Origin of the sequence: Aeromicrobium sp. WCS2018Hpa-31, from assembly GCF_031843905.1 — a bacterium.
Classification (GTDB): Bacteria; Actinomycetota; Actinomycetes; order Propionibacteriales; family Nocardioidaceae; genus Aeromicrobium.
In genome coordinates this window covers 96,860-120,630 of the sequence record NZ_JAVTJF010000011.1, presented here as the reverse complement: position 1 = coordinate 120,630, position 23,771 = coordinate 96,860, and the positions used below count along the sequence as shown (strand labels likewise).

Genomic DNA, 23,771 nt, shown 5'->3' with positions numbered 1-23,771 from the left:
GTCGTGCGTCCGCCGGGCGCTCCTACGATGGCGGGCATGTCGATCGAGACCGCCCGCGCCCACCTCGCCCGCTTCGGCCGCGACGGCGACGTCGTGGAGACGTCGGGGTCCAGCGCGACCGTCGAGCTCGCTGCCGCCGAGCTGGGTGTGGAACCGGCGCGGATCGCGAAGACGCTGGGCTTCTACGGAGCCGAGCCGGGCACGAGCATCCTCGTGGTGGCGGCCGGTGACGCACGGGTCGACAACGCGGCGTTCAAGGCCGCCTTCGGCATCAAGGCGCGCATGCTGAAGCCCGACGACGTCGAGGCCCTCACCGGGCACGCCATCGGCGGTGTGTGCCCGTTCGCCAACCCCGACGTCGCCGCCGTGCACCTCGACGCCTCACTGCGGCGGTTCACGTCGGTGTTCCCAGCCGTCGGCAACGCCGCGTCGGCCGTCGAGCTGACGCCCGACGAGCTCGAGGTCGTGGCCGAGCCGGTGGGCTGGGTCCACGTCACGAAGGACCCCGCGCCGGCGTCCTGACGCCTTCGGGTCGATCCACGGAGCCAGGACCGACCCGGACGCGTCAGGACGCGCGCGCGGGCGCGCTCAGGTGGTCTCGGCGGTGCCGAGGGGGTCGAGCCGGGTCCAGCCGCGGTCGGTGTGGCGCTCGAGCCGGAGCCCGCGCCCCTCGCCCGCGGACGGGCCCTCGAAGGGATGGCTGGAGCGCCAGGCCACGGCAGCCTGGTCGTGCTCCAGGGATCGCTCGGCGACGACGTCGCCGTCCTCGGTGGTCAGTCGGTAGTCGGCCATGGGTCCACCGTGCACCGGATCACTCGCCCGTGCACTCCGCGTAGGCCTTGCCGTACTCCTCGGTGTCCTGCACGGGCGACGCGGTCGGCGCCTCGATCCGCTCGCCCGGACGGCCGTAGAGCTCGTCGTCGAACACGATGAGCGGCGGCCCGTCGACGCAGTCCGTCACCTCCTGGACCCCGGCCTCCCCGTCGGCGACGCAGAGGTCGTAGTCGGCCGGGAGGTCGTCCCCGGCCTTCCAGACGCTCGAGCAGTCCGGTCCCGTGGGCACCGGCGACGCGCTGGCACTCGCTCCGTCGGAGCCGCGTGGCTGGTCCGAGGGACCTGAGCCGCCCGAGGGCTCGTCCGACCCTCCGGACGTGCAGCCGGCGGCGAGGACGGCGAGGAGCAGGATGCTGGCGAGACGACGCATCCCTCGAGGCTAGGCCATCTCGCGCAGGGTCTTCTCGCTCTGGGCCATCTCGCTCCGGGCCATCTCGCTCTGGGCCATCGAGGTCAGGACGAGCGCCCGAAGAGCAGGGCGAAGCGCGGCACGCGCAGCGAGACGAGGGGCCTGCGCCCGGAGAGCAGGCCGAGCACGCCGTCGAAGGTCCACGAGGCACGCACCAGCTGGGCGCTCACCCGCCCGCGCACTGGCGTGACGACCGACCGCCCGCCGCGGGCCTGGGCGATGCGGAAGCCGAGCGGCCAGCGTCCGGGGAGCGCCCTGGTGCGCTCGACGGTGGCCGACGCCAGGCCGAGACCCTCGTGCCGCCGGCCCGGCTCCACGCGGAACTCCGCGAGGTGCTTCGGGATGGCCCACAGGGCCCGGCCACCGTCGCGGGACGCCTCGCTGTCGACCCAGATCCACGGGATCCACACGCGGAGTCGCAGCCCACGGCGCACCAGCACCGTCGCCATGATCTCGTCGTAGGTGAGCGGGCTGGGCTCCTCGTACCGGAAGAACGCCGCCGTCACGACCGCCCGGCCGCGGAGGGTGACGATCGTCGTGCCCGGCGGCGGGGCGGGCAGGTCGGCGGCCGGCACGAGGAACACCGACGCCAGGGCCTGGCCGTGCAGGTCCCACGGCTCCGGGGGGTAGGTCACGTCCATGCGAAGTCCTCCGGCTCCACGGTCCGCACGCGCCGGTGGTACGGGTAGGTCGACCCCGGCCAGTTCGACGTGATCCGGCCCGACGGATGGCGGTACCAGCTGTCGCAGCTGCCCCACACGGAGGACTCGAGCCGTTCCTGGACCTGCTGGTCGTACGCGGCCTCGACCTCGGGGCGCACGTCGACCGCCTCGTAGCCGCCGGCCTCCATGCGGTCGAGCACCTGGCGCATGTGCCGGGCCTGCGCCTCGAGCATGTAGATGATCGAGCCACCACCGAGGTTGGTGTTGGGCCCGTAGGAGACGAACAGGTTGGGGAACCCCGGCACGTACATCCCGAGGTGGGCGTGGGCCCCGTCGGTCCAGCGCTCGGCCAGTGGCTCGCCCCCGGCGCCGCGCACGTCGATCGAGCTCAGGAAGTCCTGCGAGTCGAATCCCGTGCCGTAGACGATCACGTCGACCTCGTGCACGGTGCCGTCGGCCGTCTCGACGCCCTGGGGGAGGACCCGAACGATGCGATCGGCCACGACGTCGACGTGGTCACGCTCGAGGGTCGGGTAGAAGTTGTTGGAGAACAGGATCCGCTTGCACCCGATCGGGTAGTCGGGCGTCAGCAGCTCGCGCAGGCGGGGGTCCTGCACCTGGCGGCGCAGGTGCGCGAGTGCTGCCTTCTGCTCGACCTTGCCGACCAGGCTGCCCTCGTCGAGGCCGCGAGAGAACTGCTCGCCGAACGTCCACCAGAGCGGGCGCTCCAGGCGGATGCCCGGTCGCCACCAGCGGGGGAGCGGGCCGTCGGGCTTGGGCAGGATGTAGTTCGCCGAGCGTTGGAAGAGCGTGAGGTGGGCGGCGTCCTCGGCGACGTGGGGCACGTACTGGATCGCGCTCGCGCCCACGCCCACGGCAGCGACGCGCTTGCCCGCCAGGTCGACGTCGTGGTCCCAGCGAGCCGAGTGGAACCAGTCGCCGGCGAAGTCCTCGAGGCCCGGCAGGGCCGGCAGGCGCGGCTCCGAGAGCTGGCCGACGGCGCTCACGAGCACGTCGACCCGCTCGACGACCCCGTCGGCGAAGCCGACGTCCCAGGCCTGCTCGTCCTGCTGCCAGTGGGCCGAGACCACCTCGCGGCCCAGCTGGACGCGGGGCGTGATGCCGTACTCGTCCGCGACCCGGTGCAGGTACTCCCGGATCTCCGGCTGCAGCGCGTACCGCTTCGACCACTGCGTGTTGACGGCGAACGAGTAGGAGTACAGGGGCGACGGGACGTCGCACCCGGCACCCGGGTAGGTGTTGTCGCGCCACACCCCTCCGATGTCGTCGCCGCGCTCCCAGAGGCGGACGTCGTGGTGGCCGTGCGAGAGCAGCTCCGCTGCGACCGCGATGCCGCCGAAGCCGGAGCCGATGATGCCGACGGATGTCATGACGCCTCCAGGACGTGGACGAGGTGGATGGTGAGCAGGGCGAGGACGTCCTCGCGGGCCAGGGTCCCGCGCTGCAGCCACTCGCGGCACAGCGCCTTCACGTAGGCGGCCGAGGCCCTGAGGCGTGCGCGCAGGTCGGGGGAGTCGGGCAGACCCACGGCGTCGAGCACCAGTCGAGCCGCGCGGTCGTCGGCCTCGTCCACGATCCGCTGCAGGTCGGACTCGCCGCTGAGCTCGGCCGCGCCCGCCGCGGCCACCCAGGCCTGGCCGTAGGTCTGGGCGGCGTCGAGGATCCAGTCCATCGTCACGCGGACGCGTTCCTCGAGCGGCAGGTGCAGGAGGTCGGGCAGCTCGCTGGCCGGCATGAGCAGCGAGTCGCGCATGACGGCGAGGAAGATCTCGCGCTTGGAGCCGAAGTAGTGGTGCAGGAGCCCGCGGGTGACCCCCGCCGCGCGAGCGAGCTCGGCGAGCGAGACGTCGTCGTAGGATCGCTCGGCATACAGCGATCGGGCGGCCTCGACGATCTGGCGTCGCCGGGCGTCGGGCTCGAGCCGGGTGCGGTTGAGGGCGTTCACGGAACGAGTGAACAACGCTATTGGCAAAGTGTCAACAAGCGGGTACGGTGCGGGTCATGAAGCACTACGACGTCGTGGTGGTGGGTTCCGGGTTCGGCGGCAGCGTCAGCGCCCTGCGACTCACCGAGAAGGGGTACTCGGTCGCCGTCATGGAGGCCGGCCGGCGGTTCGCCGACGACGAGCTGCCCGAGACCTCCTGGCGCCTGAGGCGCTACCTCTGGGCGCCGTGGGCCCGGTGCTTCGGCATCATGCGCATCACGCCCCTGAAGGACGTCCTGATCGCCAGCGGCGCCGGCGTCGGCGGCGGTTCCCTGGTGTACGCCAACACGCTGTACCAGCCGCTCGACGGCTTCTACGACGACCCGCAGTGGGCGCACGTCACCGACTGGCGCGACGAGCTGGCCCCGCACTACGACCAGGCCCGGCGGATGCTCGGCGTGGCCACGTACCCCGGCCACACGCTGCCCGACCGGCTCATGGCCGAGGTGGCCCAGGAGCTCGGCGTCGGTGACACCGTGCACGCGGCCGACGTCGGCGTCCTCTTCGGCGACCGGCCCGGCGAGGACGTGGGCGACCCGTACTTCGGGGGCGTGGGACCGAGCCGCCGCACCTGCACCGAGTGCGGCGCCTGCATGACCGGCTGCCGCCGCAACGCCAAGAACACGCTCGTCAAGAACTACCTGTACCTCGCGGAGAGCGCCGGCGCCGAGGTCCACCCCCTGACGACCGTCACCGACGTGCGGCCGCGGACCGGTGGCGGGTACGAGGTGCGCACCCGGCGGACGGGCAACCGGCTGCGCCGACGTCGCTTCAGCGCCGACCACGTGGTCTTCGCCGGCAATGCGCTGAACACCCAGGACCTGCTGCACCGCCTGCGTCGACGGTCGTTGCCGCACCTCTCCGACCGCGTCGGCGAGCTCAGCCGCACCAACTCCGAGGCCGTCCTCTCGGCCCGCGCGAGCGCCAAGGACGCCGACGTCACCCCGGGCATCGCGATCACCTCGTCCTTCCACCCCGACGCCGTGACCCACGTGGAGCCGGTGCGCTACGGCCGTGGCTCCGGGGCCCTCAGCCTGATGAACATGGCGCTGGCCGACCACCGAGGCGGGGGATCGCAGCTGCGCAAGGTGCTGCGCGGCTACCGCGGCCTCGGCCTGCGACGGTCGCTCCGTCTGCACGACCCGCGCCGCTGGGCCGAGCAGTCGATCGTCGTGCTGGTCATGCAGTCGCTCGACAACTCCGTCACCACGTTCCTGAAGCGCGGCCCGTTCGGGCTGCGCATGACCAGCCGCCAGGGCAAGGGCGAGCCCAACCCGTCGCGGATCCCCGTGGCCGACCACGTGGCGCGCGAGCTCGCCGACAAGCTCGACGGCGTGCCGGGCGGCTCGTTCGGCGAGCTGGTCGGCATCCCGCTCACGGCCCACTTCATCGGCGGGTGCGCGATCGGCACGTCGCCCGAGGAGGGGGTCATCGATCCCTACCAGCGGCTCTACGGCCACGACGGCCTCCACGTGGCCGACGGGTCCGCGATCAGTGCCAACCTGGGCGTCAACCCGTCGCTCACCATCACCGCCCAGGCCGAGCGCGCGATGTCGTTCTGGCCCAACAAGGGCGAGCCCGACCCGCGTCCCGCGCTGGGTGAGCCGTACGAGCGCATCGACGCGGTCGCGCCACGGTCCCCGGTCGTGCCAGACGACGCCCCGGGTGCCCTGGTGCTCCCGATGCCGACCGTCAGGCCGGGCGCCCGCGCGCAGGTCGAGGCCTGAACCGACGCGTCAGTCCGGGACGCCCCACGAGTAGGTCTGCTTGACCAGCTTGAGGTACATGAAGGTCTCGGTGCTCATCACGTCCTCGCGGGACCGGATCTTCTCCGACAGCACCGCCAGCAGGTGCTCGTCGCTCTCGCACACGAGCTCGATGATGAGGTCGAACGAGCCGGCCGTGATGACGACGTAGTCGACCTCCGGGATCTCGGCCAGGGCCTCGGCGAGGGGCTCGAGCGGACCGTTGGCCCGGATGGCGATCATGGCCTCGCGGGCGAAGCCGAGCTGCATCGGGTCGGTGACCGCGACGATGTTGATGACACCGGCCTCCGTGAGCTTCTGCACGCGTTGGCGCACCGCGGCCTCCGACAGCCCGACCTCCTTGCCGATCGCGGCGTAGGACATGCGGCCGTCGGCCTGGAGCAGCGCGATGATGCGCTTGGCGACCTGGTCGAGCGCGGGTGCGGTCATGCGGAGATCCTCGCCCATGCCTCACCGAGCACGGAACGCAGCACCTGCTCGATCTCGTCGAACTGGGTCTGGTCGGCGATCAGCGGCGGCGCGAGCTGCACCACCGGGTCGCCGCGGTCGTCGGCGCGGCAGTAGAGACCGGCGTCGAGCAGCGCCGTGGACAGGAACCCGCGCAGCAGACGGTCGCACTCCTCGGGCGTGAAGGTCTCCTTGGTGGTCTTGTCCTTCACCAGCTCGATGCCGTAGAAGAATCCGTCCCCGCGGACGTCGCCCACGATCGGCAGGTCGAGCAGGGTCTCGAGCGTCCCGCGGAACGCACCCTCGGTCGCTCGCACGTGCTCGAGCAGCCCGTCCCGCTCGAAGAGGTCGAGGTTGGCCATCGCGACGGCGCACGACACTGGGTGGCCGCCGAAGGTGTACCCGTGGGCGAAGCTCGTGCCCGTGCGCAGGAACGGCTCGGCCAGGCGGTCGCTCACGATCGTCGCGCCGAGCGGCGAGTAGCCGGACGTCAGCCCCTTCGCGCACGTGATCATGTCGGGCACGTAGTCGTAGCGCTCGGCGCCGAACGTGGTGCCGAGCCGGCCGAAGGCGCAGATCACCTCGTCGGAGACGAGGAGCACGTCGTGCGCGTCGCAGATCTCGCGCACCCGCTGGAAGTAGCCGGGTGGGGGTGGGAAGCACCCGCCGGCGTTCTGCACCGGCTCCAGGAACACCGCGGCGACGGTGTCGGGTCCCTCGGCCTCGATGGCGACCTCGATCTGGTCGGCGGCCCAGCGTCCGAACGCCTCCAGGTCGTCCTCGTGCACCGGGGCCCGGTAGTGGTTGGTGCTCGGGACGCGGAAGGTCGACGGCACGAGGGGCTCGAACTGCTGCTTCAGCGTCGGCAGGCCGGTGATGGAGAGCGCACCGTGCGTCGTGCCGTGGTAGGCGATCGACCGGCTGATCACCTTGTGCTTGAGCGGCTTGCCCACGAGCTTGAAGTAGTTCTTGGCCAGCTTCCAGGCGGTCTCGACGGCCTCGCCGCCCCCGCTGGAGAAGAACACGCGGTTGAGGTCCCCGGGGGCGAGGGCCGCCAGGCGCTCGGCCAGGTCGATCGCGGCGGGGTGGGCGTAGGACCAGAGCGGGAAGAACGCGAGCTCCTGGGCCTGCCGGGCCGCGGCCTCGGCCAGCTCGCGGCGACCGTGCCCGGCCTGCACCACGAACAGCCCGGCCAGGCCGTCGAGGTAGCGACGGCCGCGATCGTCCCAGACGTAGCAGCCCTCGCCGCGGGTGATCACCGGGACGTCGGCACCGTCGGGGGACCTCAGGGGAGCGAAGTGCATCCAGAGGTGGTCCTTGGCGGCCTTCTGACGTCGAGCGGCCTCGGGGTCGAGTGGGGTCATGGTTCCTCCGATCACCTGTGAGTATTCGCGACGGATTGCGTCGAGTGCAAGGGTCCTCGCATCTGATTGCGTAACGATCGTGTGACGACTCTTGCGGATTCCGTTGGCGAGGTGCAGAGTTCGGTCATCGTCGGCGGAGCAGAGGAGCGTCATGTCTGAGGTCGAGGGAACCGGGCCGGGCAGCACGACCACGGCAGGCAAGAAGGGTCTGAAGGCCAACGCGATCGGGTTCTGGGAGGGACTGTCGATCGGGCTCGACGCCACGGCGCCGGCCTACTCGATCGCCGCGGTCCTCGGCTCGATGGTGGTCGTGGCCGGCATCCATGCGCCCGCGGTGATCTGGCTGTCGTTCGTGCCGATGTTCCTCATCGCCGGCGCGTTCCTCTACATGAACCGCGCCGACACGGACTGTGGAACGACGTTCTCCTGGGTCACGCGGGCGATGGGGCCCTGGATCGGCTGGATCGGCGGCTGGGCCGTCTTCACCACCGGCGTCCTCGTGATCGGCTCCCTCGCCGACGTGGCCGCGCGCTACCTGTTCGTCATGGTCGGCGCCGACGACCTCGCCGCGAACCGCACCGTCGTCATCACCGTGGCCGTCGTGATCGTGCTGGTCATGACGTGGCTCTGCGTCCGGGGGACCGAGGCGTCGGCCAAGTTCCAGGTCTGGCTCGTCTTCGCCCAGGTCGGTGCACTGCTGCTGTTCGTCCTCGTGGCGGTCGTGCGTCTGTTCATGGGCAACCTGCCCTCCGGGGCGACCAACCCCGACTGGAGCTGGCTCAGCCCGTCGGGCCTGACCTCCGACCAGCTGGTCAGCGGGCTGCTCATCGGCGTGTTCATCTACTGGGGCTGGGAGAGCGCGGTCAACCTGTCGGAGGAGTCCGAGGACGGCGACACCGCTCCCGGCCGGGCCGGGATCTGGAGCACGGTGATCCTGGTGGTCACGTACCTCGGGGTCGGCATCGTCACCATCGCCGCCGGTGGCGTGGACTTCGTGACCGGCTACGACGACGACGACGCCCTGTTCGGCGCCATCGGGGACCTGGTGCTCGGACCGTTCGCGTTCATCCTCCTGCTGTCGATCATCACCTCGGGCATCGCGTCCACCCAGACGACGATCCTGCCCGCGTCCCGCGTCTCCTTGTCGATGGCGAGCGCCGGGGCGTTCCCGAAGATCTTCTCGCGCATCCACCCGAGCTACGGCACGCCGTCGTTCAGCACGTGGTTCATCGGCGGCGTCGCGATCCTCTGGTACGTCGGCGCGAGCGCGGTGAGCGACAACTTCCTGTTCGACTCGATCTCGGCGCTCTCGCTCATGATCGCCTTCTACTACGCCCTCACCGGCGTGGCGTGCGCGATCTACTGGCGACGCCGCCTGTTCACGTCGGTCAAGGCGTTCCTGTTCATCGGGGTCGGCCCGCTGGTGGGTGCCGCGACGCTCTTCTACCTGCTGTTCGAGTCGGTGCGCTCCCTCGCCGACCCCGAGGCGTCCTACAGCGGCACCTCGGTGCTGGGGGTGGGTCTGCCGCTCGCGATCGCCGTGTTCTTCCTCGGTCTCGGTCTCGTGCTCATGCTCGTGTGGCGGTTCTCGGTGGGCGCGGCGTTCTTCAGCCGCAAGGGCTTCGAGACGGTCTCGGACGCGGTGGCCCTCGCTGCACTGGGTCCGACACGGCCGGGCGCTGCGCTGCCCAAGGACGGGGAGTGACATGAGGATCCTGCTGGTCGGCTCGGGTGGCGTGGGGGCGGCGTTCACCGCCATCGCCGCGCGACGCGACTTCTTCGAGACGATCGTGGTCGCCGACTACGACCGGGCGCGTGCGGACAAGGCGGTCGACGCGCTCGACGACGACCGCTTCGTCTCCGCACAGGTGGACGCGTCGTCCGCCGACGCCGTCGCGACGCTGTGCCGCGACCACGGCGTCACGCACGTGATGAACGCCGTCGACCCGCGCTTCGTCATGCCGGTCTTCGAGGGCGCGCACGCCGCAGGCGCCGACTACGTCGACATGGCCATGTCGCTGTCGCGCCGGCACCCGGAGGAGCCGTACGCCAAGGTCGGCGTGAAGCTCGGCGACGAGCAGTTCGCGGTGGCCGACCAGTGGGAGTCCGACGGTCGTCTCGCCCTCGTGGGCATGGGCGTCGAGCCCGGGCTCTCCGACGTGTTCGCGCGCTACGCCGCCGACCACCTCTTCAGCTCCATCCGCGAGCTCGGCACGCGCGATGGCGCCAACCTGGCCGTGCACGACGAGGACGGCAACGAGCTGTTCGCCCCCTCGTTCTCGATCTGGACCACGATCGAGGAGTGCCTCAACCCGCCCGTCATCTGGGAGAAGGCGCGAGCCGACGAGCCCGACGGCGGCTGGTTCACGACGCCGCCGTTCTCCGAGCCCGAGGTCTTCGAGTTCCCCGAGGGGATCGGACCGGTCGAGTGCGTCAACGTCGAGCACGAGGAGGTGCTCCTGATGCCGCGCTGGGTCGATGCCGAGCGCGTGACGTTCAAGTACGGCCTGGGCGAGGACTTCATCAACGTCCTGCGCGCCCTGCACGACGTCGGCCTCGACCGGACCGACCCCGTGCAGGTGGCGTCGGCCGACGGCCCGGTCATGGTCTCTCCGCGTGACGTGGTGGCGGCCTGCCTGCCCGATCCGGCCACCATCGGTCCGCAGATGACCGGCAAGACGTGCGCCGGGCTGTGGGTCACCGGTGTCGGCAAGGACGGTGAGGAGCGCGAGACGTACCTCTACCACGTGGTCGACAACGAGTGGGCGATGCGCGAGTACGGGCACCAGTGCGTCGTGTGGCAGACGGCGGTCAACCCGGTCGTGGCGCTCGAGCTGCTCGCGAACGGCACCTGGAGCGGCGCCGGCGTGCTCGGCCCGGAGGCCTTCGACGCCGTGCCGTTCCTGGAGCTGCTCACCGAGTACGGCGCCCCGTGGGGCCAGCGCGACTCCTGAGGTCGTCCTGACCTGCGAGGACCTGCGCGGGCCCCCTAGGGTGGTGGCAAGCAGCACGGCCCAGTCGTAGGGGTCGTCGAGAACCGAATGGAGCACCGCCATGTCCGTCACCGTGCACGTCGCCGTCGAGGCCGGGGCAGAACCCACCTCCCAGACCGTGGACGACGGGACGAAGGCGTGGCAGCTCTTCGCCGAGCAGCCCGACGTGGTCGTCGCCCGCATCGACGGCGAGCTGCGGGACCTGTCCACCGTCCTCGTCGACGGATCCACCGTGGAGCCCGTCGCCATCGACAGCCCCGACGGCCTCGACGTGCTGCGCCACTCGGCCGCCCACGTCATGGCGCAGGCCGTGCAGGAGCTCTTCCCGGACGCCAAGCTCGGCATCGGTCCGCCGATCACCGACGGCTTCTACTACGACTTCGACGTCGAGGAGCCGTTCAAGCCCGAGGACCTGCAGGCCATCGAGTCGCGGATGAAGAAGATCGTCAAGGAGGGCCAGCGGTTCGACCGTCGCGAGATCAGCGACGACGACGCCCGCACCGAGCTCGCGGACGAGCCGTACAAGCTCGAGCTCATCGGTCTCAAGTCGCAGGCCGGCTCCACCGAGGGTGCCAGCGTCGAGGTGGGCGAGGGCGGCCTCAGCATCTACGACAACGTCAAGCGCGACGGCTCCCTGGCGTGGAAGGACCTGTGCCGGGGCCCGCACCTGCCCACCACCAAGCGCATCCCGGCCTTCACGCTCATGCGCTCGGCCGCCGCCTACTGGCGCGGCGACGAGAAGAACAAGCAGCTGCAGCGCATCTACGGCACCGCCTGGCCCACCAAGGAGGCGCAGGAGGACTACCTGCACCGCCTGGAGGAGGCGCAGCGTCGTGACCACCGTCGGCTGGGCACCGAGCTGGACCTCTACAGCTTCCCCGACGAGATCGGCTCCGGACTGCCCGTCTTCCACCCGCGCGGTGGCGTCATCAAGCGCGAGATGGAGGACTACGTCCGTCGTCGGCACATCGAGGAGGGCTTCGAGTACGTCGGCACCCCGCACATCGCCAAGGAGGGGCTCTTCCACACCTCCGGCCACCTGCCCTACTACGGCGAGGGCATGTTCCCCTCGCTCGACGTGGACGGCCAGGAGTACCGCCTCAAGGCGATGAACTGCCCGATGCACAACATCATCTACCGCTCGCGACAGCGGTCGTACCGCGAGCTGCCGCTGCGGCTCTTCGAGTTCGGGCACGTGTACCGCAACGAGAAGTCGGGCGTCATCCACGGCCTCACCCGCGTGCGCGGGTTCGCGCAGGACGACTCGCACTCGTACGTCACCCCCGAGCAGGCGCCCGACGAGATCCGCCACCTGCTGAACTTCATGCTGAGCCTGCTGCGGGACTTCGGGCTCGACGACTTCTACCTCGAGCTGTCCACCCGCGACGACCGCAAGGACAAGTTCATCGGCTCCCACGAGGACTGGGAGGTCGCCACGCAGGTGCTCGCCGACGTGGCCGCGGAGACCGGCATCGAGCTCGTGCCCGACCCGGGAGGAGCGGCGTACTACGGCCCCAAGATCTCGGTCCAGGCCCGTGACGCCATCGGCCGCACCTGGCAGATGGGCACCGTGCAGTACGACTTCAACCAGCCGTCGCCCGAGCGGTTCAACCTCGAGTACGTGGCCGCCGACGGCACCCGCCAGCAGCCGGTGATGATCCACTCGGCCAAGTTCGGCTCGATCGAGCGGTTCCTCGGCGTGCTCGTGGAGCACTACGCGGGCGCCTTCCCTCCGTGGCTCGCCCCGGTGCAGGCCGTCGGCATCCCGGTCGCGGAGCGCCACGCCGAGTACCTGTACACCCTGGGCCAGCGGCTCAAGGGTGCCGGCATCCGGTTCGAGGTCGACGACTCCGACGAGCGCATGCAGAAGAAGATCCGCACCGCGCAGACGCAGAAGGTGCCCTTCATGCTCATCGTCGGCGACAACGACGTCGAGGCCGACGCCGTCTCGTTCCGCTACCGCAACGGGGAGCAGGAGAACGGCGTCCCGGTCGACGACGCGGTGCGCCGCATCCTCGAGGCCGTCGCGTCGCGCGAGCAGGTCTGAGGGTCGACCGGTGACTGCAGACGACCGCCTGGAGCGCCTCTGGGTGCCGTACCGCATGTCCTACGTGCGGGGCGAGGAGCCCGAGCCCGACGACTCCTGCCCGTTCTGTCGCATCGCCTCCGGCGGCCGGCAGTCCGAGCTCGTCGTGCACCGGGGGACCCACTGCTTCGTGGTCCTCAACCTCTACCCGTACAACCCGGGCCACCTCATGGTGGTCCCGAACCGGCACGTGGCCGACTACACCGACCTCACCGAGGACGAGACCTGCGAGGTCGCCACGCTCACCCAGCAGGCCCTGCGCGCCGTCCGCGCCGCCTCGAACCCGCACGGGTTCAACGTCGGGCTCAACCTCGGGGGAGTGGCGGGCGGCTCGCTGTCGCAGCACCTGCACCAGCACGTGGTGCCCCGATGGTCCGGCGACGCCAACTTCATGACCGTGCTCGGGCAGACCAAGACGCTCCCGCAGCTGCTCGAGGACACCCGCGACCTCCTGGCCGACGCCTGGCCGGGGGATACGCCCACGACCGAGGACGACGCCTGATGCTCGAACGCTTCCGCCAGTTCTGGACGAACATCTGGTCGCCCCTGGCCGACCTGCTGCTGCGCCTGGGCGTCAAGCCCGACCACGTGACGATCGTCGGCACGCTCGGAGTCAGTGCCGGCGCACTGTGGTTCTTCCCGCGCGGGCAGTTCTTCGTCGGTGTCATGGTGGTCACCGCGTTCGTGTTCAGCGACCTCATGGACGGCTACATGGCCCGCAAGTCCGGCCAGTCCTCGAGGTGGGGGGCCTTCCTCGACTCGACGCTGGACCGGGTCGGCGACGCCGCGGTGTTCGGTGGCCTCCTGCTCTACTACACGCGCGCCGACGCCGACACCACGCTCGGCCCGGCCGACCTCTACCTCGGCCTGAGCCTCGCCTGCCTCGTGCTGGGCAACCTCACCTCGTACGCGCGGGCCCGCGCCGAGAGCCTGGGCATGCAGGCCAAGGGGGGCATCGCCGAGCGGGCCGACCGTCTGGTCGCGATCCTCGTGATGACCGGGCTGAACGGTCTGTTCGGGTTGCCCGTCCTGACCGAGATCACGCTGTGGGCGCTCGCCCTCGCGAGCCTGGTGACCGTGTTCCAGCGCATGGCGATCGTGCACCGGCAGGCCTTCCCGCCCGCCGGGACGGAGTCCTGACCGTCCTCCACCGAACGTGACATCGCGAATGTGACATCACTCTTGACACGTAGAGATCGGGGTCACATACTCGCGGTATGACCCTCATGGACGAGCAGGACCTCGACCGCACCCAGGACGCGCTGTCCTCGCTGACGCGCCGCGAGTACGAGGCCACGCTGACCCAGCTGTCCCAGGCTTCGGTCGACCGTCACTTCGACGCCTTCGTCGACGTCCCGTGGGACCACCCGGACTTCGCGATCGACCCGACCGACGCCCACTGGGTGCTTCCGGAGGCCGACCCGCTCGGTGCCCACCCCTGGTACAAGTCGCTCCCCGTCGAGCGGCAGATCGAGATCGGGATGTGGCGCTACGCGAACATCTTCAAGGTCGGTCTGCAGTTCGAGAACCTCCTGATCCGCGGGATCATGCAGTACGTCTTCTCCCGCCCCAACGGGTCGGCCGAGTTCCGCTACCTCACCCACGAGGCCACGGAGGAGTGCCACCACACGCAGATGTTCCAGGAGTGCATCAACCGCATCGGCGCCGACGTCCCGGGCATGCCGCGGTGGATGCGGGCGATCCACGGGATCATCCCGCTCATGGCCTCGCGGTACCCGCTCGGCTTCTTCATCGCGGTGCTCGCGGGCGAGGAGCCGATCGACCACACGCAGAAGAAGATGCTGCGCGAGGGCGCCACGATCCCGCCGGTCATGCGCCGCATCATGCAGATCCACGTGGCGGAGGAGGCGCGGCACATCTCGTTCGCGCACGCCTACGTCATGCGCAGCGGCCCGAACCTGGGGAAGGTCGACCGGTGGGTCATGTCGATGCTGTTCCCGATCATCATGCGGATCGCCGGTGACCTCATCCTGGTGCCGCCGAAGGAGCTGCGCACCGAGATGGGCGTGCCGAAGAAGGTCGTCAAGGAGCTCTACTGGGACGCTCCGGAGTCGCGCGTGTTCCTCGCCGAGCTGTTCAGCGACGTGCGCATGCTGGCCGAGGAGTCCACGCTCATGACACGGTCCTCGCGGCGCATGTGGCGCTGGCTCAAGATCGACGGTCGCCCGGCCCGCTACCGCAGCGAGCCGCCCGCGCGTCTGGCCGACCCCGCCTCGGTCGACCCCGTCTCTGTCGACACGGTCTGATCCGTGACCCACGTCGTCACGCAGCCGTGCTGCGGTGACGCGGCCTGCGCCTTCGCGTGCCCCGTCAACTGCATCCACCCCACGCCCGACGAGCCGGACTTCGCCACGGCCGAGATGGTCTACATCGATCCTCAGGCCTGTGTCGACTGCGGAGCCTGCGTGAAGGCATGCCCGGTGGGGGCGATCAAGCCGGAGTCACGGCTCACGGCCGACGAGCGCGTGTTCGTCGAGCTGAACGCGCTCTTCCACGCCGACTCCGACGTCGGCAACGGGCTCGAGTCGCCGACCCGTCCGGCGCAGGCGCCCGTTCCGCCGGTCGTGCGCATCGACGGGTCGCGACGCTTGAGCGTGGCCGTCGTCGGTGCCGGTCCGGCCGCGCTGTACGCGGCCGACGAGCTGCTCAAGCAGCGTCAGGTGCGGGTCCGCGTCCTCGACCGGCTGCCGACCCCGCACGGACTCGTCCGGGCCGGCGTCGCACCCGACCACCAGCACACGAAGGACATCGGGCGACTGTTCGAGAAGATCGAGTCCCACCCCGGCTTCGCGTACGAGCTCGGGGTCGAGGTCGGGACCGACGTCACGCACGACCAGCTGCTCGCCACCCATGACGCCGTGGTCTACGCGACGGGCGCGGCCGTGGACCGGCGGCTCGACGTGCCGGGGGAGGACCTGCCCGGCAACGCGACCGCCACGGACGTGGTGGCCTGGTACAACGGACACCCCGACCACGTGGAGGCACCGCTGGACCTGTCGGGGGACCGGATCGTGGTGGTCGGCAACGGCAACGTGGCGCTCGACGTCTCGCGGGTGCTGCTGAGCGATCCGGAGTCGCTCGCGAGCACCGACATCGCCGACCACGCCCTCGACGCCCTGCACGTCAGTAGGGTGAGGGTGGTGGAGGTGCTGGCGCGACGCGGTCCGGCCCAGGCGGCCTTCACCGTCCCCGAGCTCGTCGGGCTGCTGCACCACCCCGACCTCGACGTCGTCGTGCCGCAGCGCGAGCTGCTGGACGGAGACGACGTCAAGAGCCGCCTCCTGCGGGAGGGGACGGTCGCCGAGGCCGACCCGGCTCGACGGCACGTCGTCCTGCGCTTCCTCGTCGCACCGGTGGCGGTGCTGGGGGACGGGCCGGTCACCGGGCTCGAGGTCACGCGCACGAGGCTCGTGACGGGACCCGACGGCGTCGTCGCAGCGGTGCCGACCGGCGACCACGACGTGATCCCCACCCGGGCGGTGCTCCGTTCCGTGGGGTACCGGTCCGCTCCGGTCCCGGGGGTGCCGTTCGACCCGGTGACCCATCGCATCCCGAACGTCGGCGGACGCGTGCTCGACGTGCCGGGCGGTGACGTGCTTCCGCGAACCTACGTCGTCGGCTGGGCCAAGCGCGGTCCGTCCGGCTTCATCGGCACCAACAAGTCGTGCTCGCTCGAGACCGTCAACCACCTGCTCTCCGACGTGGCGCAGGGACGGATCGAGGCCGTCGACCGGCCGGAGCCGCTGCGGGCGACGGCCGGTGTCCTCGACCGCGAGGGCTGGCTGCTGCTCGACGCGCACGAGCGCGAGGCCGGGCGCAGGTCAGGACGTCCGCGTCGCAAGGTGGTGGACCGGCGCCGGATGGTGGACGTCGTCGAGGCCGCCAGGGGTGGCCGATAGACTCGAGGGGTGAGCAACGAGCAGACCCCCTCCACGTCCCCCGACGGCACCAGCCCCCAGTCGACCGGTACCGCCCGCGTCAAGCGCGGCATGGCCGAGATGCTGAAGGGCGGCGTCATCATGGACGTCGTCGACGCCGAGCAGGCGCGCATCGCCGAGGACGCCGGCGCCGTGGCCGTCATGGCCCTCGAGCGCGTCCCGGCCGACATCCGGGCCCAGGGCGGCGTGGCGCGCATGAGCGACCCGGACCTGATCGACGGCATCGTCTCGGCGGTCTCGATCCCGGTCATGGCCAAGGCCCGCATCGGACACTTCGCCGAGGCGCAGGTGCTGCAGAGCCTGGGTGTCGACTACATCGACGAGTCCGAGGTCCTCACGCCGTCGGACTACGCCAACCACATCGACAAGTGGGCGTTCAACGTCCCGTTCGTGTGCGGTGCCACCAGCCTGGGCGAGGCGCTGCGTCGGCTCACCGAGGGCGCGGCCTTCATCCGCTCCAAGGGCGAGGCCGGCACGGGCGACGTCTCCAACGCCGTGACCCACATCCGGAAGATCACCGGAGAGATCCGCCGGCTGCAGTCGCTGCGCGACGACGAGCTCTACGTGGCGGCCAAGGAGCTGCAGGCCCCGTTCGAGCTGGTCAAGGAGGTCGCGGAGCTGGGCAAGCTGCCGGTCACGCTCTTCACCGCCGGCGGCATCGCGACCCCGGCCGACGCCGCGCTCGTCATGCAGCTCGGCTCGGAGGGCGTGTTCGTGGGCTCGGGCATCTTCAAGTCCGGCAACCCGGCCCAGCGTGCCGAGGCGATCGTCAAGGCCACCACGTTCTACGACGACCCCGACGTCGTCGCCAAGGTGTCGCGCGGCCTGGGCGAGGCCATGGTCGGCATCAACGTCGACGACATCCCCGAGCCGCACCGCCTCGCCGAGCGCGGCTGGTAGCAGCACGCGGCGGCGGGCAGGTTCCGCCCGGATCTTTGGGATTTGTCTCCTACTTTCCCCGTACGACCATGTGATGCAGGTCTCGCGGCCCATGCTCGAGGTGAGGGTTCGTCCCTCGTGCCGGCGTAGGGAGCGCCGCGCCTCGAGACATGGGAGCACGCGATGAAGAACTCGACCAAGGGTGCGCTGGCCGCAGGTGCGGCCGCCGTCCTCCTGCTCGGTGGCGCCGGGACGCTGGCGTACTGGAGCGACTCCGTCGACCTGCCCGGCGGCAGCGTCACGTCCGGTGAGCTCAAGCTGCTGAACGAGTCCTGCGACGCCGACTGGGTCTATGCCGTCGGCAGCGCGAGCGCGGGCCAGACCGTGAACCTCGTCGTCCCCGGCGACGTGATCTCCAAGGAGTGCGAGTTCGAGGTCGTCGCCACGGGCGACAACCTGAGTGCCGACCTCGTCGTGCCCGCCACCGCCACGTTCACCTCCGTGGCCCCCGCCGCCCCGAGCTTCGACGCGACGGTCGCAGCCACCTACGCCGACGCCCTCGGCGATCCGCTGCCCGCCACGATCACCGACGCGAACGACGGCGTGATCACCGCGACGATCAGCGTCACGTTCCCCTTCGGCACGACGCAGGACGATCCCGATCCGGTGAACATCAACGACACCCAGGGCGTGACGGCGACGCTGGACGCCATCACGATCTCGCTCGAGCAGAACAACCCGAACTGATCGTCGGCGGTGTTCCCGTGCGCCTCTGGTGGCGGATCGCCGTCCAGGTCGTGGCCTGGACGGTGATCCTCGCCGTCGGCGCGTCCCTGGCCGTGGCGGTCGTCGTGCCACGCCTGGCCGGCGCCACGCCGTACACCGTGCTCACCGGCTCCATGCGCCCCGAGCTGCCGCCCGGGACGCTCGTGGTGGTCCGACCGGTCGACATGGACGACATCTCCGTCGGGGACACGATCACCTATCAGCTGCGATCGGGGGAGCCCACGGTGGTGACCCACAGGGTGGTGGGCTCGGGGGTGAGGGCCGACGGAACGGCGGTGCTCACGACACGCGGCGATGCCAACCAGGTCTCCGACGCACGCACGGTCCGCCAGGAGCAGGTACGTGGTCGGGTCTGGTACGCGGTCCCGTACCTCGGACGACTCAGCACCGCTCTCGACCCGGCGCAGCGACGGACGGCGGTCCACGCCCTGGCGGCCGGTCTCCTGCTCTACGCCGGATGGATGGTCGCGGCCGGCCTCGTCGCCCGCGGCGCGTCCGCAAAACACAGGACCACGAAGGAGGAAGCCCGGTGAAGCGCGGCCGACTGCTGCTCGTAGGCCTCACGGCGACGACGCTCCTCGGAGCCTCGGTGGCGTACGCGGCCGACGAGATCGGGCTCAGCGACGACGGGGTGACGTGGTCGTCCGGTCTGGACGCGCCGCTCTTCGATCCTGACGTGCGGTGGGTTCCGGGTGACTCGCGGACGGAGAGCTTCTTCGTCCGCAACGAGGGTCCGAGCGGTGCCTCCCTGACCATCGAGGCCCGCAGCGCGGACGAGGACGACCTGCTCTCCGACGACCACATCGACCTGCGGGCGCGGGCGGACGGCGGCGCGTGGGTGGAACTGCGCAACGGCGTCGCCTCCACCCGCCTCAACGAGCGCGAGATCGAGCAGGACGGGGTCGTGGAAGTCGACGTGAACGCGACGTTCGACCCGACGTCGACCAACCGGTCCCAGGTCCGGCGCCTGGCGCTCGACCTCCGTGTGCGGCTGGCCGACGCCGCCGGTACCGACGGGGAGAGCGACGCCGACGCGGACGGCGGCGCCGATGCCGATCTCGACGGATCGGGGGTCGACGCCGATCTCGACCCGCCGGCGCGCGAGGAGGCCACCGGGGCCCTCCCCGGCACGGGCACGACGACCGAGCAGTGGATCCTGCTGCTCGGCGCCGCCCTCGTGCTCGCTGGGACCTCGCTGGCGGTTCGCCGGCGCGACCACGAGGGGGTACGGCGGTGAGCCGGCACGCGGGGCCGCGGCGCAGGAGGGCGAGAGGGCGTCGAGGACGGGTCCGGGTCCTTCTCTCCGCTGGGCTCGTGCTGGGACTCGGCTCGCTCAACACCATGGCGTCCTGGACCGACGACGCCGCGCTCGACGTCGGCACCATCCAGGCGGGCTCGCTCGACCTCCTGATCGCCGGGAACCTCCTGGGTCAGGGGGGCACCACGACCACGCCCACGCTCGGTCTGACGGACATGGTCCCGGGCGAGAGCGTCGCCGTGACGGTGCCGGTCCAGCGCGCCGCGAGCACCGTCGGCTTCACCTACACGGCGAGGGCGACCGCGGCGGGAGCGCTCGCCCCCTACCTCCGGTGGACCGTCACCGCCGGGTCGGCGGGAACGGCCAGCAGCTCCGGGCTGAGGACCAACACGTGCGGCGGGACCGCCCTCGTCACGAACGTGACGCTGTCCGGGTCGTCCAGCGACGTCATCGCGTCGGCCCGCGCGCTCTCCGGCGCCACCATGAGCGAGAACGTCTGCATCCGCGTCGAGCTCCCCAGCGGCACCGCCAACGCGGCTCAGGGTCTGTCCGCCACCGCTTCCTTCGTTTTCGACGCGACCCAGCTGAGCTGATCACCGTGCTGGAACGCGTGCGTCAGACGGTCCTCTGGGTGGGGGCCTGCCTGGGCGGTCTCTGCCTGCTGTGGGCGGCAGCGACCCACGTGCTCGGGCTCACGCCCCTCGTCTTCACCTCGGGGTCGATGGCCCCGCAGATCGCCGCGGGCGACCTCGCCCTCGCCGAGTCGACCCCGGCGCGAGCGGTCGTGGTCGGCGACGTCGTGAGCGTGGTCAACGCCGCCGGTGTGCGCGTCACCCACCGCGTGGTCGACGTCGACCCGGTCGACGCCGGCTCGGTCGTGCTCTCGTTGAAGGGAGACGCGAACGCCCGTCCGGACGCCGAGGCCTACAACGTCGAGCAGGTGGAGCGCGTCGTGACCTCCGTGCCGGCCGCGGGTCATGTCGTCGCGGCGGTCGGGACGCCGGCCGGGCGGTTCGCCGCGGGCGCCGGCCTGGGCCTGTGCCTCGTGCTCCTGGTGCCCTGGCGTCGTGGTGGTGGTCGCGAGGTCCACCGCGCCGGCGACCACCGGCGGGCACGCCCGCACCGCGCCCGTCGATCGGTGCCGTACGCGGGCCGCGGTGCCGCCGTGCTGGTCGCCGTCGCCCTGGCGGCGGCGCCCTCGTCGTCGAGGGCGGTGCCGACCGACGCGTCGTTCACCGACGACGGCACGCTGACGTCCACCTCGTCCGCCCGCACGATCGTCTCCCAGGCCCAGCCCGTCTGCACCAACGTCGACGGGGTGCTGGTCCTGGGCAACATCGCTCGCGTGACCTGGAGCCAGGTCGCCGCGGGCCACGAGTACGCCTGGGTGCTCCGGCGCACCGACAACGGCACCGCGGTCGCCTCGGGGACGGCCGGGACCGGCCAGGCAGCCGGGACGACCGTCCAGGTGGATCTCGGCACCGGGCTGATCGGCACGAACACGAACTACGACCTCGTCGTGACGGCCAGGCTCACGTCCTCACCCACCTGGGTCGCTGCGACGTCGACCTCGACACCGGTGCGTCGCGCCAGCATCCTCATCATCGGGGCGGCCTTCCGGTGCGGGCACGCCTGAGGCGCCACGCGGGTGCGGCGGACCGCCTCACTACGCTGTCCCGGTGATCTCACCGACCATCGGCGTCTTCGCCCTGCAGGGCGACGTCCGCGAGCACGTGCAGGCCCTCGAGGCGCTGGGCGTCCGGGCCGTCACGGTGCGTCGCGAGGAGGAGCTCGACCGCGTCGACGGGTTGGTGATCCCCGGCGGGGAGTCCACCACGATGATCAAGCTGGCCGACGTCTTCGGGGTGGCCGACGCGTTCCGCCGTCGGATCGCGGACGGGCTGCCCGTCTTCGGCACGTGCGCGGGGATGATCATGCTGGCCGACCGGCTCGTCGACGGTGCCGAGGGACAGACCACCTTCGGCGGGCTCGACGTCACGGTGCGGCGCAACGCCTTCGGGCGGCAGGTCGACTCCTTCGAGGCCGACGTCGACTTCACGACCTTCGACGACCCCGTCCACGCGGTGTTCATCCGCGCCCCCTGGGTGGAGGAGGCGGGCCCGGGCGTGGAGGTGCTGGCCGCGGTCCTGGTCGGCCCGGGTGCCGCGGCGGGCACGACGGACCGTGCTGCCGATAGGATCGTGGCGGTCCGGCAGGGATCGGTGCTGGCGACGTCGTTCCACCCCGAGGTGGGAGACGACCTGCGCCTGCACCGCCTGTTCCTGGACCTCGTGACGACGTAGGGATCCGCCACCCGCCAGGGTGGCGCGGAAAGGGGCAGGGGATGTCAGGCCACTCCAAGTGGGCGACGACCAAGCACAAGAAGGCCGCGATCGACGCCAAGCGCGGCAAGATGTTCGCCAAGCTGATCAAGAACATCGAGGTGGCGGCGCGCACGGGCGGCCCCGACCCCGACGGCAACCCGACGCTCTACGACGCCATCCAGAAGGCCAAGAAGTCGTCGGTCCCGAACGACAACATCGACCGTGCGGTCAAGCGCGGCGGCGGCATCGGCGAGGACGCCGTCGACTACACGACGATCACGTACGAGGTGTACGGCCCGAGCGGCGTCGCCCTCCTGGTGGAGTGCCTCACCGACAACAAGAACCGGGCCGCCATGGAGGTCCGCACGGCGGTCAGCCGCAACGGTGGCAACCTCGCCGACCCGGGCTCGGTGGCGTACATGTTCCACCGCAAGGGCGTCGTGCAGGTGCCGGCCCAGGACGCCGGCGAGGACGACATCCTCCTGGCGGTGCTCGACGCCGGTGCCGAGGAGGTCAAGGACCACGGCGAGGCGTTCGAGGTGATCAGCGAGGCGTCCGACCTGGTCGCGGTCCGCACCGCGCTGCAGGACGCCGGTCTGGACTACGACTCGGCGGAGGCCTCCTTCGTCCCGTCGGTCGAGGTGCCGGTCGACGTCGAGGGCGCCAAGAAGGTCATCAAGCTGGTCGACGCGCTCGAGGACCTCGACGACGTCCAGAACGTCTACTCCAACGTCGACATGAGCGACGAGGTGCTCGCCGCGCTCGACGAGGAGTAGCTCCGCCAGGAGCATCGGACGTCGGTGCCGGCGGGAGGTGCGTCGGTCGGCGTGGCGTCCGGTGGGGCGTCGGGGGAGCGGGTTATCGTTCGAACATGCGTTCTCCCACGCGTGTGCTCGCGGTCGATCCCGGGCTCACCCGCCTCGGCCTCGGCGTCGTCGAGGGCTCGGTCGGTCGACCGCTGCACCTCGTCCACGTCGACGTGCTGCGCACCCCTGCCGACCTCGACACGGCCAAGCGGCTGCACCGGCTCGAGCAGGGGCTCGAGGAGGCGATCCGGCTGCACCGTCCGGCGGTCGTCGCGGTCGAGCGGGTGTTCAGCCAGAACAACGTGCGCACCGTCATGGGCACCGCGCAGGCCAGCGGCGTGGCCATGCTGGTCGCCGCGCGGCACGGCATCGACGTCCGCCTGCACACGCCCAGCGAGGTCAAGGCCGCCGTCACCGGCAGCGGTCGGGCCGACAAGGCCCAGGTGGCTGCCATGGTGGTCCGGCTGCTCCGGCTCGTCGAGGCCCCGAAGCCGGTCGACGCCACCGACGCGCTGGCCCTGGCCATCTGCCAGATCTGGCGCGGGGGAGCGCAGAACCGCCTGCAGCAGGCGCAGGCCCAGCTGAAGGAGTCCGTCCGATGATCGCCCACGTGCGCGGCGAGGTCGCCGCCCTCTCGCTCGACTCCGCGGTCATCGACGTCGGCGGTCTCGGCCACCACGTCTACTGCACGCCGGGCACGATCGCGCGGCTGCGGCTCGGGGAGCAGGCCCAGCTGGCCACGTCGCTCGTGGTGCGCGAGGACTCGCTCACCCTCTACGGCTTCGCCGACACCGAGGAGCGCGACATGTTCGTGCTCGTGCAGACGGCCAGCGGGATCGGCCCCAAGGTGGCCCAGGCCATGCTCGCCGTCCTCCCGCCGGACCGGTTGCGACGCGCCATCGCCGAGTCCGACCACGCCGCGCTCACCTCCGTGCCGGGCATCGGTCGCAAGGGTGCCGAGCGCATCGTGGTCGAGCTCAAGGACCGGGTCGGTCCCGTGCTCCCCGCGTCCGCCGCGTCGGGGACCTCGGCCGCGCCCTGGCGTGCGCAGGTCCTGCAGGCCCTCGAGGGTCTCGGGTGGTCCACCCGCGACGCCGAGAAGGCCATCGAGTCCGTCTCCGACGCCGCAGGCGACTCGCCCGACGTCGGCCAGCTGCTGCGGCTCGCCCTCCGATCGTTGTCCAAGGCGTGAG

26 protein-coding genes are annotated in these 23,771 nt (G+C 71.1%); 19 read left to right on the top strand and 7 right to left on the bottom strand.

All coding sequences use genetic code 11. The features are described 5' to 3' along the window. Window positions 1–36 precede the first annotated feature (36 nt). Window positions 37–522, top strand: a complete 486-nt coding sequence (locus RQG84_RS15105; protein ID WP_311210670.1) for a YbaK/EbsC family protein — start codon at window positions 37–39, stop codon at window positions 520–522. Between the two features lie 66 nt (window positions 523–588). On the opposite strand, the gene RQG84_RS15100 is transcribed toward RQG84_RS15105, so the two are convergent. The 5 genes from RQG84_RS15100 to RQG84_RS15080 all read right to left on the bottom strand — a co-directional run bounded on the left by RQG84_RS15100 (window position 589) and on the right by RQG84_RS15080 (window position 3,871). Next, window positions 589–792 (bottom strand): hypothetical protein, encoded by a 204-nt coding sequence (locus RQG84_RS15100; protein ID WP_055970547.1) that lies wholly within the window; start codon window positions 790–792, stop codon window positions 589–591. 19 nt (window positions 793–811) lie between these two features. Then, window positions 812–1,204 carry a hypothetical protein gene (locus RQG84_RS15095; RefSeq protein ID WP_311210669.1) on the bottom strand — a complete coding sequence of 131 codons (393 nt, stop codon included), beginning with the start codon at window positions 1,202–1,204 and terminating at the stop codon, window positions 812–814. A gap of 83 nt (window positions 1,205–1,287) precedes the next feature. Then, window positions 1,288–1,884, bottom strand: coding sequence for an acetoacetate decarboxylase family protein (locus RQG84_RS15090; protein WP_311210668.1), 597 nt, complete (start codon window positions 1,882–1,884; stop codon window positions 1,288–1,290). Beyond that, window positions 1,875–3,296 (bottom strand): NAD(P)/FAD-dependent oxidoreductase, encoded by a 1,422-nt coding sequence (locus RQG84_RS15085; protein WP_311210667.1) that lies wholly within the window; start codon window positions 3,294–3,296, stop codon window positions 1,875–1,877. The genes RQG84_RS15090 and RQG84_RS15085 overlap by 10 nt, the downstream gene beginning before the upstream one ends. Beyond that, on the bottom strand, window positions 3,293–3,871 hold the full coding sequence (locus RQG84_RS15080; RefSeq protein WP_162237371.1) for a TetR/AcrR family transcriptional regulator: 579 nt from the start codon (window positions 3,869–3,871) through the stop codon (window positions 3,293–3,295). Before RQG84_RS15080 ends, RQG84_RS15085 begins: the two co-directional genes overlap by 4 nt. Window positions 3,872–3,927: 56 nt before the next feature. Here RQG84_RS15080 and RQG84_RS15075 point away from each other — a divergent pair, with 56 nt between their 5' ends. Next, window positions 3,928–5,637 (top strand): FAD-dependent oxidoreductase, encoded by a 1,710-nt coding sequence (locus tag RQG84_RS15075; RefSeq protein WP_311210666.1) that lies wholly within the window; start codon window positions 3,928–3,930, stop codon window positions 5,635–5,637. Window positions 5,638–5,646: 9 nt separating this feature from the next. Here RQG84_RS15075 and RQG84_RS15070 read toward each other — a convergent pair whose 3' ends face one another. Both RQG84_RS15070 and RQG84_RS15065 read right to left on the bottom strand, forming a co-directional pair. Further along, complete coding sequence (locus tag RQG84_RS15070) at window positions 5,647–6,105, bottom strand: Lrp/AsnC family transcriptional regulator (RefSeq protein ID WP_311210665.1); 459 nt, start codon at window positions 6,103–6,105, stop codon at window positions 5,647–5,649. Then, the gene (locus RQG84_RS15065; protein WP_311210664.1) at window positions 6,102–7,487 is read right to left on the bottom strand and encodes an aspartate aminotransferase family protein; all 1,386 of its coding nucleotides are present in this window, start codon (window positions 7,485–7,487) and stop codon (window positions 6,102–6,104) included. Before RQG84_RS15065 ends, RQG84_RS15070 begins: the two co-directional genes overlap by 4 nt. Before the next feature lie 151 nt (window positions 7,488–7,638). Between RQG84_RS15065 and RQG84_RS15060 the strand changes: the two genes are divergently transcribed. The 17 genes from RQG84_RS15060 to ruvA all read left to right on the top strand — a co-directional run bounded on the left by RQG84_RS15060 (window position 7,639) and on the right by ruvA (window position 23,770). Further along, entirely contained in the window at window positions 7,639–9,192 is a 1,554-nt protein-coding gene (locus RQG84_RS15060) for an APC family permease (RefSeq protein WP_311210663.1), read from the top strand. A gap of 1 nt (window position 9,193) precedes the next feature. Then, entirely contained in the window at window positions 9,194–10,441 is a 1,248-nt protein-coding gene (locus tag RQG84_RS15055) for a saccharopine dehydrogenase C-terminal domain-containing protein (RefSeq protein ID WP_311210662.1), read from the top strand. Between the two features lie 100 nt (window positions 10,442–10,541). Further along, entirely contained in the window at window positions 10,542–12,527 is a 1,986-nt protein-coding gene (thrS, locus tag RQG84_RS15050; protein WP_056555103.1) for a threonine--tRNA ligase, read from the top strand. A 55-nt stretch (window positions 12,528–12,582) separates the two neighbouring features. Continuing rightward, entirely contained in the window at window positions 12,583–13,068 is a 486-nt protein-coding gene (locus RQG84_RS15045; RefSeq protein WP_311210718.1) for an HIT domain-containing protein, read from the top strand. Then, window positions 13,068–13,706 (top strand): phosphatidylinositol phosphate synthase, encoded by a 639-nt coding sequence (pgsA, locus tag RQG84_RS15040; RefSeq protein WP_055970521.1) that lies wholly within the window; start codon window positions 13,068–13,070, stop codon window positions 13,704–13,706. Before RQG84_RS15045 ends, pgsA begins: the two co-directional genes overlap by 1 nt. A 77-nt stretch (window positions 13,707–13,783) precedes the next feature. Beyond that, a complete protein-coding gene (locus RQG84_RS15035) occupies window positions 13,784–14,833 on the top strand; it encodes a diiron oxygenase (protein WP_311210661.1) in 1,050 nt (349 codons plus the stop codon). A 3-nt stretch (window positions 14,834–14,836) separates the two neighbouring features. Next, a complete protein-coding gene (locus RQG84_RS15030) occupies window positions 14,837–16,486 on the top strand; it encodes an FAD-dependent oxidoreductase (RefSeq protein ID WP_311210660.1) in 1,650 nt (549 codons plus the stop codon). Between the two features lie 9 nt (window positions 16,487–16,495). Next, the gene (pdxS, locus tag RQG84_RS15025; RefSeq protein ID WP_311210659.1) at window positions 16,496–17,425 is read left to right on the top strand and encodes a pyridoxal 5'-phosphate synthase lyase subunit PdxS; all 930 of its coding nucleotides are present in this window, start codon (window positions 16,496–16,498) and stop codon (window positions 17,423–17,425) included. 162 nt (window positions 17,426–17,587) lie between these two features. Next, the gene (locus RQG84_RS15020) at window positions 17,588–18,151 is read left to right on the top strand and encodes an alternate-type signal peptide domain-containing protein (RefSeq protein ID WP_311210658.1); all 564 of its coding nucleotides are present in this window, start codon (window positions 17,588–17,590) and stop codon (window positions 18,149–18,151) included. 17 nt (window positions 18,152–18,168) lie between these two features. Next, complete coding sequence (locus RQG84_RS15015; protein WP_311210657.1) at window positions 18,169–18,723, top strand: signal peptidase I; 555 nt, start codon at window positions 18,169–18,171, stop codon at window positions 18,721–18,723. Then, the gene (locus RQG84_RS15010; RefSeq protein WP_311210656.1) at window positions 18,720–19,427 is read left to right on the top strand and encodes an LPXTG cell wall anchor domain-containing protein; all 708 of its coding nucleotides are present in this window, start codon (window positions 18,720–18,722) and stop codon (window positions 19,425–19,427) included. Before RQG84_RS15015 ends, RQG84_RS15010 begins: the two co-directional genes overlap by 4 nt. Next, entirely contained in the window at window positions 19,340–20,041 is a 702-nt protein-coding gene (locus tag RQG84_RS15005; RefSeq protein WP_311210655.1) for a SipW-dependent-type signal peptide-containing protein, read from the top strand. Before RQG84_RS15010 ends, RQG84_RS15005 begins: the two co-directional genes overlap by 88 nt. Before the next feature lie 17 nt (window positions 20,042–20,058). Then, window positions 20,059–21,084 carry a signal peptidase I gene (locus RQG84_RS15000; RefSeq protein WP_311210654.1) on the top strand — a complete coding sequence of 342 codons (1,026 nt, stop codon included), beginning with the start codon at window positions 20,059–20,061 and terminating at the stop codon, window positions 21,082–21,084. A gap of 43 nt (window positions 21,085–21,127) precedes the next feature. Further along, complete coding sequence (gene pdxT / locus RQG84_RS14995; protein ID WP_311210653.1) at window positions 21,128–21,751, top strand: pyridoxal 5'-phosphate synthase glutaminase subunit PdxT; 624 nt, start codon at window positions 21,128–21,130, stop codon at window positions 21,749–21,751. A 41-nt stretch (window positions 21,752–21,792) separates the two neighbouring features. Further along, window positions 21,793–22,548 (top strand): YebC/PmpR family DNA-binding transcriptional regulator, encoded by a 756-nt coding sequence (locus tag RQG84_RS14990; protein ID WP_311210652.1) that lies wholly within the window; start codon window positions 21,793–21,795, stop codon window positions 22,546–22,548. Between the two features lie 95 nt (window positions 22,549–22,643). Further along, the gene (locus RQG84_RS14985; protein WP_311210651.1) at window positions 22,644–23,180 is read left to right on the top strand and encodes a crossover junction endodeoxyribonuclease RuvC; all 537 of its coding nucleotides are present in this window, start codon (window positions 22,644–22,646) and stop codon (window positions 23,178–23,180) included. Then, on the top strand, window positions 23,177–23,770 hold the full coding sequence (ruvA, locus tag RQG84_RS14980; RefSeq protein WP_311210650.1) for a Holliday junction branch migration protein RuvA: 594 nt from the start codon (window positions 23,177–23,179) through the stop codon (window positions 23,768–23,770). The genes RQG84_RS14985 and ruvA overlap by 4 nt, the downstream gene beginning before the upstream one ends. Window position 23,771: the final 1 nt, after the last annotated feature.